We start from the raw sequence: 7,974 nt of genomic DNA on the forward strand, positions 1-7,974 counted from the left end.
TATATTCAAGATCCTTTTACAAATTCTTGGAAAATCCACATGTGTGAAGAACAACTAATAAGAGAAAGATGGAATGATTCAAACTAAAGCTCCCTATCTTTGAAAATAAGTGTAGCTATGTAGAAAGCCTAAAATATACAGTCAGCAAATTTTGTTAATTTATTATCACCACCACTTGTAAAGGTGATAATAAATGTCTTCTTTTTGTAACACCATATTTAAATTTTTGTGAAATACTTTCTCCACTATGTGATGGCACCACAATGTCAGGATTCTTTAAAGTTGATTCTTTATATATTAAGAAATTTAAATGCCTCAATAAATAGCTGAATATCTAATAACTGAATAAGCATGTCTTTTATTTTTTAATAAGCATTTTAGGATTGTCCAACTTACCCCATAACAATATGTAGTATTAAAAAACGTTTGACAATTATCTTGATGAAAAGTACAATCTAACTACAGAGTTACCTAGTAGACAAGTGAACAAGATGAATAGTGGGTGATCTTCCATTCTGAAGAAATATATTTAGCTTACAGAGTAGATGTCATCCCAATAAGAAAGAGAACTAGATATAATCCTTTCTTTACATAAAAATAGCATATTTTTTTCGTTAGATATGTAAGGGATTACAAAGCTGTAACTTATTCATCTATACAATGTACACTTGGCTAATGATTAATTCCTCATATCTTAATAATTCTTAACTAAAAGTCTTTGGGAAATTGTAAGCAATGCTATGCAAACTTAATGCGCTTACGAAAATGGGGATAAATATGATTAAGTTTCTCATTATTTAACCCGAATATAGAATTTAACAGAGGGTGGGGATAAAAATGAAAACGCTTCAAAAAATAACGGTCATATTAACAATAGGATTAGCTCTTAGTATACTAGTAGTTTTCTTTACTACTAGTAATGCAGTAAGTTCTGGTAACGAAACTATCATTAGGTTTGGACATGGTGCTGCAGAATCAAATGAAAGACATTTAGCTGTTATGAAATTTAAAGAGCTCGTAGAAGAAAAGTCTGAAGGTAAAATGAAAGTGCAAGTGTACCCTAATGAACAACTTGGCTCTGAGGCTGAAATGATAGAAAGTGTAACGTTTAATGACCTTCAGATGGTAGCTGCGAGTGCATTTAGTCAATATGATCAAAGAATAAGTGTGTTTGAATTACCGTATCTTTTTGATACCTACGAACAGGCATGGCAAGTTTTAGATGGTGAAATTGGTCAGGAAGTAGCAGAACCTCTATTAGAAGATGGTTTAAGGGTAGTAGCTTATTTTGAAAATGGTTTCCGTCATGTTACTTCAAATAAACCAATTGAAGAGCCGGAAGATTTAAGTGGATTGAAAATTAGAACACCGGAATTTCCATTATCGATAAGTACTTTTAAGGCGTTTGGCTCTAATCCAACACCAATGGCATTTGGAGAATTATATATGGCTTTACAGCAGGGAACTGTAGATGCCCAAGAGAATCCAATTGCAAATACGTATGCAAGTAAATTTAATGAAATTCAGGATTATCTCAGTTTAACTGCTCATCAATATATGCCATTACCTGTTGCGATTAGTGAGGAGTTTTGGCGAACGCTTACTTCAGAGGAGCAAGAAATTATTAAAAGTAGTGCTAGTGAAGCTGCACAATTCCATAGGGATATTTTAAGGGAAAATGAAGAAGAAATGATTAGCAAACTTCAAGATGCAGGTATGACAGTTATCGAACCAGATAGGGATAAATTCAGAGAAGAGGCTGATGCGGTTTATGAAGCATATAAAAATAGATTCGGAGAGGATTTTGTTAATAATATTTTGAAAGCGGTTAAATGAAAAGTTTATAAATTACAATATTAGGAGGATATGATTATGAAAGTAATCAAGTGGTTAGATGAACACTTTGAGGAATATATCTTAATCGTATTAAGTATCTGTACTGTCATTATTGTATTTACACAAGTATTTATGAGATATGTGCTTGGCGAGTCTTTAACTTGGTCGGAGGAAGTTGCAAGGTATCTATTTATTTGGATGATTTATGTAGGCATAAGTTATGGTGTGAAAAAAGAGAAACATCTTGGGGTCGATGCATTTCCAATGCTATTTGAAAAAAAGGGGAAAATTATCATTGATATGATCGCTAGTTTCTCCTTTTTAATGTTTGCTGTTATCATGACGTACTATGGATTTGATATAGTTCTAAAAGTAACAAGAGAATCTGCAGCTTTGGAATTGCCTCTTGAATGGGTATATGCTGCACCTGTTGTCGGAATGATTTTAACGTCCATCCGTTTAATTCAAAAATTAGTTCGTTTAGTAAATCAATTGAAGGTGTTAAATCAAACTAATCGTGACCAAAGTGAAGAGCAGACTGTTTTCAAGGAGGAAATTCTATGACAAGTTTTGTATTATTTGGTACTTTCTTTTTGTTTATGCTTCTATCCGTACCGATTGCGATATCTCTAGGGTTAGCGGGCTTAATCACAGCCATTTATTCACCGAATATTTCCATTACATTTCTTGCACAGGGATTTGTAACTTCCACTGACAATTTTGCTTTAATGGCTATACCTTTTTTTATCCTGGCTGGTGAGATAATGGGAAAGGGAGGAATATCAAGTCGATTATTCAATTTAGCTAATATATTTGTCGGACGTTATACAGGTGGTTTTGCAATAGCAGCAGTTATCACTTGTATGTTTTTTGCAGCTATATCTGGATCTGGGCCAGCAACAGTAGCAGCAGTTGGGGGCATTATGATTCCTGCAATGGTAGCGGAAGGCTATGATAGAAAATTTGCAACTGCTGTAATCGTAACAGCTGGTTCGATTGGAATCATTATTCCTCCAAGTATCCCGATGGTTCTTTTTGGAGTTTCAAGTAACCAATCAATCGGGGATTTATTTCTAGGTGGTATTTTCCCTGGAATTTTAATTGGAATTTGTTTGATGATCTGGTGTTATTTCTATTCCAAGAAAAAGGGGTATTCAGGTACGAAAGAGAGCTTTAGTTTTAAAAAGATGCTTAGTGCTTTAAATCAAGCTAAATGGTCACTTTTAGTTCCAATCATTATATTAGGCGGTATATACGGAGGGATTTTTACTCCAACAGAAGCAGCTGTGTTTGGAGTCGTATACGCTGCATTCGTTAGTATTTTCTTGCATAAGGAAATCAAATTCAGGAAATTCCCTAAGATTATTGCTGATGCAGCTATAAGTTCTGTTTCAATTTTAATCATTATTGGGACAGCAAACGCATTTGGGACGATATTAACAATGGAGAAGATACCACAAGCTGTTGCAGAGACTTTCTTATCAATATCTGAAAACTCAATAGTGATTATATTACTTATCATTCTTTTGTTACTTATTATTGGATGTTTTATTGATACATCAGCAGCAGTGATTATCTTTACACCAATTCTTTTCCCAGTAGCAAGCCAGGTAGGCTTAGATCCAATTCACTTTGGAATTATCATGATCGTGACGTTATCAATTGGATTTATTACACCACCACTCGGTGTGAATCTATTTGTAGGCTCAGGTATATCTGGACTTAGTATCCCGACATTAGTAAGAGCTGTTGTTCCGTTTTTTTTCGTTATGCTTATCAGTTTAGCAATAATTGCAGTTATTCCTCAATTAACACTTTTATTACTTTAAGTTTGAGTGAGAGATTTTTCTCTTCTCTTATTTTAGCAAAATATAAATTTAAAAAATAAATTGTATACTTAGTAGACAAGTGGAAACGGAAGACGTATACTACAGATATAGAAGAAACTTGTTAGACAAGTGCGGCTTAACTTGTCTGACAAGTGAACAAGACTACAAATTTTAGTCCCTATAAAAATATTTGAGGTGATTAAGTTGAAAAATATAAGTATCGAAGAATTAAAAGACATAGCTATCGAAATGAGAAAAACAGCGGTAACAATGATTCATAAAGCACAATCGGGTCATCCAGGTGGTTCATTATCTGCTGCGGACTTAATGACAGCGCTTTATTTTAAAGAAATGAACATTGATCCAATCAATCCTAACTGGGAAAATCGTGACAGATTTGTCCTATCCAAAGGACATGTTTGTCCAATTCAATATTCAGCTTTAGCCTTAAAAGGGTATGTCCCATATGACACGATATACACTTTAAGAGAATATGGTTCTCCATTCCAAGGACATCCAGACATGAAAAAATGCCCTGGTATTGATATCTCAACTGGATCGTTAGGTCAGGGACTTTCATGTGGTGTTGGGATGGCGCTGGCAGGAAAACGAGATAAAAAAGATTATCGTGTCTTTTCATTATTAGGTGATGGTGAATGTCAAGAAGGTCAAATTTGGGAAGCAGCTCAGACTGCTGTGAAATATCAATTAGATAATTTAGTTGTATTTGTCGATAACAACAGACTTCAAATCGATGGTTTTACTGATGAAATTATGCCGCTTCAAAATATCGAAAAGAAATTTGAGGCATTCGGTTTTGAAACGAAACGAATTGATGGACATTCAATGGAAGCGATTGTTGAGACATTAGATGAAATAAGAGAACTAAAAAATGGAAAACCAAAATGTATCGTCCTTGATACCGTAAAAGGGAAAGGCGTTTCATATATGGAGGATGTCGCAGATTGGCATGGAATTGCACCAAATGATGAGGAGTATAGACAGGCAATTGAAGAAATCGCAGGGGGGTTAATAAAATAATGAGTATCTTAGAAAAAACATTAACAACTAAGAAAGCAACTAGAGAAGCCTTTGGCGATGAGATTGTAAAGTTAGGGAAAGAAAATAAAGATATTTATGTCATTGATGTTGACATTGCGAAATCATGTAAAACGAGCAATTTTATTAAGCAATTACCAGCTCAACATATCAATGTTGGAATTGCAGAGCAAAATGCAGCTGGTTTAGCAGCAGGACTTGCAACAACTGGAAAGATCCCTTTTGTAAGCACCTACGCAGTTTTCGGTTCTTTAAGAATGGCAGAGCAAATTAGACAAGAGGTTTGTTATCCAAATTTGAATGTTAAAATTGCTTGTTCACATGGTGGATTAACGCCAGCTAACGATGGTGGAAGTCACCAAGCAATTGAAGATATGGGAGTATTAAGAAGCTTTCCAAATATGACAGTCATTATGGGGGCAGATTACTATTCTACTAGAAAGCTAGTTGAGCAAGCGGCAAAAATGTATGGTCCCGTTTACCTTCGCTTTACAAGAGATACAGTTCCAATGATTTATGACGAACATGAAGAATTTACAATCGGTAAGGCAAAAAAATTACAAGAAGGGTCAGACATTACCATTATTGCAAACGGTGACACGGTGCGTTTAGCGATTGAAGCGACGAAAGTGTTAGAAAAGGAAGGAATCTCTGTCAAGCTATTAGATATGCATACAATTAAACCATTAGACCGTGATGCTGTGGTTGAATGTTTAGAAGTTGGAAAAATTATTACTGTTGAAGACCACAATATTTTAAATGGATTGGGTAGCGCTGTATGTGAAGTTGTAGCAGAAGAAGGCAGGGGTAAGGTAAGTAGAATTGGGGTTCAGGATCAATTTGGTCAGTCTGCTCCATATGAAAAGCTATTAGAACTAAATGGAATCACTGTTGAAAACATCATTAATACTGCAAAAAAATTACTTCAGTAATTAGACAACACTATAACTTAGGAGTGAAAGATAATGTTTGAATTAAATGATAGAGTAGCAATCGTAACAGGAAGTGGATCAAAAAAAGGAATTGGACGTACAATTGCATTAGCACTTGCAAAACAAGGCGCTTCGATTGTTGTAGCTGATTTAAATTTAGAGGGAATCGATGACACTGTAAATGCGATAACAGAAGCTGGTGGTAAGGCGTTAGGTGTAGAGTTAAATGTTACAAATAAAGAGTCTGTTGATGCAATGGTAGAAAAAGTACTCGCCGAATACGGAAGAATTGATATACTCGTTAATAATGCAGGAATTTCTCAAAAAGTAACTGTTGAGGACATGACAATTGAAGATATGACGAGAGTTTTTAATGTCAATATGTTTGGACTGTTCCTATGTACACAAGCTGTACTAGAGCCAATGAAGAAACAAAAGTTTGGTAGAGTAATCAATCTTTCTTCAGTATCAGCTAAAAGAGGTGGCGGAGTATTCGGTGGCGCACATTATTCAGCATCGAAAGCTGCTGTATTAGGCTTTTCAAAGAATCTTGCTCGTGAAGTAGCTGTTGATGGAATCACTGTAAACAGTGTTGCACCAGGACTTGTAAATACGGAAATCTGGAAGTCCCTTCCTGAAGAGGATGCGAAAAAAGTGATTGATAGCATTCCAATGGGAAGACCTGGTGAAGTTAGTGAAATTGCGTCAGCTATCGCATTTTTAGCTTCAGAAGAAGCATCTTATATTACCGGAGAGGAAATAGATATCAACGGTGGTTCTCACATGGATTAATATTTATAGAATGAACAGGCATCCAAACCTTGGCTGCCTTTCAATTCATCATGGCTATTATCCATGAAATCATGTAGAGAGAAGTGAGAACAATCATTTTTAATCCTGTTTCCAGTAAAAAACTATATATCCAAATCTATAATCAGATACTTTCAGAGATTGAAGTTGGAACATTTAAAGAAGGAGATAGGCTTCCTACTGAAAGAGAGCTATGTGTTCTTTTTAATGTTAGTCGTGCCCCGGTTAGGCAAGCCCTTAGTGCATTGGAACTGAATGGAGTCATTTATTCACGCCAAGGAGAAGGCGTTTATGTAAATAACAGTAAGATTACGACAGGGAGTTTTCAAACAGCCTTCTTTTTAAAAACGATTTCACCTGAGGATATAGTTGAAGCAAGAATGAATATAGAACCACTTATCATAGAGTTTGCAGCTTTAAGAGCGAATGATAATGATATTAAAGCTCTTCAAAAAACGATCAACCAAATGGAAGAAGAAACAAAAGCAGGAGTTTATGTACCAGAAACAGATGAAGCATTACACAAACAAATTGCAGAGGCTTCACATAATGATTTATTTATAAAATTTATGTCAGCCATTAGTAATGCAATGAAGCAGCAGGAAATGTGGCATTTCATCAGGGATCGAACCGTAACCAGACCAGAATATAGAGACATAAATTTTCAGGAGCACCAATCACTAATTAATGCGATTAAGGAACATAATGCGAGAGAAGCAGTACAGCTAATGATCTCTCACATGGAAAATCTTTATGAGAGATATTGGAAAGCATGAATACATTTATTATTTTGACTAATCATGAATGTTCCTTTCCTTTTAAGTCTTACTCTCTTAAAGAGTGCTTTATTAAATAAACAGATGCTTATTTGAAAAAGTGATTGAAATAATTGGGAATAAATAAAAAGCAATGACAGTTGTTGGATTGAAAAGTAGACTTTAAGTATAAGAAAACTTGTATGATGAGTATACAAATATACAAACTTTACGATTGTTTGAATGGAGGAGATGGACTGATGGGTACAGTAATTTGCCAAAATTGTAATTCAACAATTGATCACTTTGAAGATGAAAAGGTAACTGTTCTTTATTCGAAGTGTAAATGCTGTGACAACAACGTTAATAAGGTTGAGAATAAAAACGACTGATGAGTTAGATTTACAAAATTTCTCAGTTGAAAATGAAAAGGTTTCCAAACTCATGGATTATGAATATTGTTTATTCAAACTAAAAAGGAACTTTGGAGGTATAGGAGTGCGGAGGAACAAATTGAAAAAGCAATTGCCTAATAACCTCCTTTGAACATGGTGGAAGACATGAAAATCGCAAAGATAACGTAATAGAAATTGAAATGCAATGCAATACAGATAAAATGAATCCAGTAAAAAAAATTAGTATATAATTAATCCTTAATAGTTTAGGATGTGAGGGATGGGTCTAACCATCTCTCTTTTTTTCATTTCTATAGTACTATTTTAAATTTTTCCATAAATATTAAAGAAGCTATAG

The 7,974-nt window shown here is 34.6% G+C and carries 8 protein-coding genes; all 8 read left to right on the forward strand.

Translation table 11 applies throughout. The features are described from left to right. The first annotated feature begins 837 nt into the window (after window positions 1-837). The 8 genes from HU235_RS23480 (at window position 838) to HU235_RS23515 (ending at window position 7,613) form a co-directional block, all read left to right on the forward strand. A complete protein-coding gene (locus tag HU235_RS23480) occupies window positions 838-1,836 on the forward strand; it encodes a TRAP transporter substrate-binding protein (protein ID WP_174881780.1) in 999 nt (332 codons plus the stop codon). Window positions 1,837-1,872: 36 nt separating this feature from the next. After that, window positions 1,873-2,400, forward strand: a complete 528-nt coding sequence (locus HU235_RS23485) for a TRAP transporter small permease (RefSeq protein WP_174881781.1) — start codon at window positions 1,873-1,875, stop codon at window positions 2,398-2,400. Continuing rightward, window positions 2,397-3,665, forward strand: a complete 1,269-nt coding sequence (locus tag HU235_RS23490) for a TRAP transporter large permease (RefSeq protein ID WP_174881782.1) — start codon at window positions 2,397-2,399, stop codon at window positions 3,663-3,665. Before HU235_RS23485 ends, HU235_RS23490 begins: the two co-directional genes overlap by 4 nt. 204 nt (window positions 3,666-3,869) lie before the next feature. Next, window positions 3,870-4,706: a transketolase gene (locus HU235_RS23495; RefSeq protein ID WP_174881783.1), complete on the forward strand. Its 837-nt coding sequence runs from the start codon at window positions 3,870-3,872 to the stop codon at window positions 4,704-4,706. Continuing rightward, window positions 4,706-5,656 carry a transketolase family protein gene (locus HU235_RS23500; protein WP_174881784.1) on the forward strand — a complete coding sequence of 317 codons (951 nt, stop codon included), beginning with the start codon at window positions 4,706-4,708 and terminating at the stop codon, window positions 5,654-5,656. Before HU235_RS23495 ends, HU235_RS23500 begins: the two co-directional genes overlap by 1 nt. 33 nt (window positions 5,657-5,689) lie before the next feature. Next, the gene (locus HU235_RS23505) at window positions 5,690-6,448 is read left to right on the forward strand and encodes an SDR family NAD(P)-dependent oxidoreductase (RefSeq protein WP_174881785.1); all 759 of its coding nucleotides are present in this window, start codon (window positions 5,690-5,692) and stop codon (window positions 6,446-6,448) included. Window positions 6,449-6,531: 83 nt separating this feature from the next. Continuing rightward, a complete protein-coding gene (locus HU235_RS23510; protein ID WP_174881786.1) occupies window positions 6,532-7,242 on the forward strand; it encodes a FadR/GntR family transcriptional regulator in 711 nt (236 codons plus the stop codon). A gap of 239 nt (window positions 7,243-7,481) precedes the next feature. Then, entirely contained in the window at window positions 7,482-7,613 is a 132-nt protein-coding gene (locus HU235_RS23515; RefSeq protein ID WP_174881787.1) for a GapA-binding peptide SR1P, read from the forward strand. Window positions 7,614-7,974 lie beyond the last annotated feature (361 nt).

Source organism: Metabacillus niabensis (assembly GCF_902829255.1).
Classification (GTDB): Bacteria; Bacillota; Bacilli; order Bacillales; family Bacillaceae; genus Metabacillus; species Metabacillus niabensis.

Bases quoted from the DNA above. Each gene is read 5' to 3' on its own strand.
- HU235_RS23480 (WP_174881780.1), top strand. From the start codon at position 838: ATGAAAACGCTTCAAAAAATAACGGTCATATTAACAATAGGATTAGCT.
- HU235_RS23485 (WP_174881781.1), top strand. From the start codon at position 1,873: ATGAAAGTAATCAAGTGGTTAGATGAACACTTTGAGGAATATATCTTA.
- HU235_RS23490 (WP_174881782.1), top strand. From the start codon at position 2,397: ATGACAAGTTTTGTATTATTTGGTACTTTCTTTTTGTTTATGCTTCTA.
- HU235_RS23500 (WP_174881784.1), top strand. From the start codon at position 4,706: ATGAGTATCTTAGAAAAAACATTAACAACTAAGAAAGCAACTAGAGAA.
- HU235_RS23505 (WP_174881785.1), top strand. From the start codon at position 5,690: ATGTTTGAATTAAATGATAGAGTAGCAATCGTAACAGGAAGTGGATCA.
- HU235_RS23515 (WP_174881787.1), top strand. From the start codon at position 7,482: ATGGGTACAGTAATTTGCCAAAATTGTAATTCAACAATTGATCACTTT.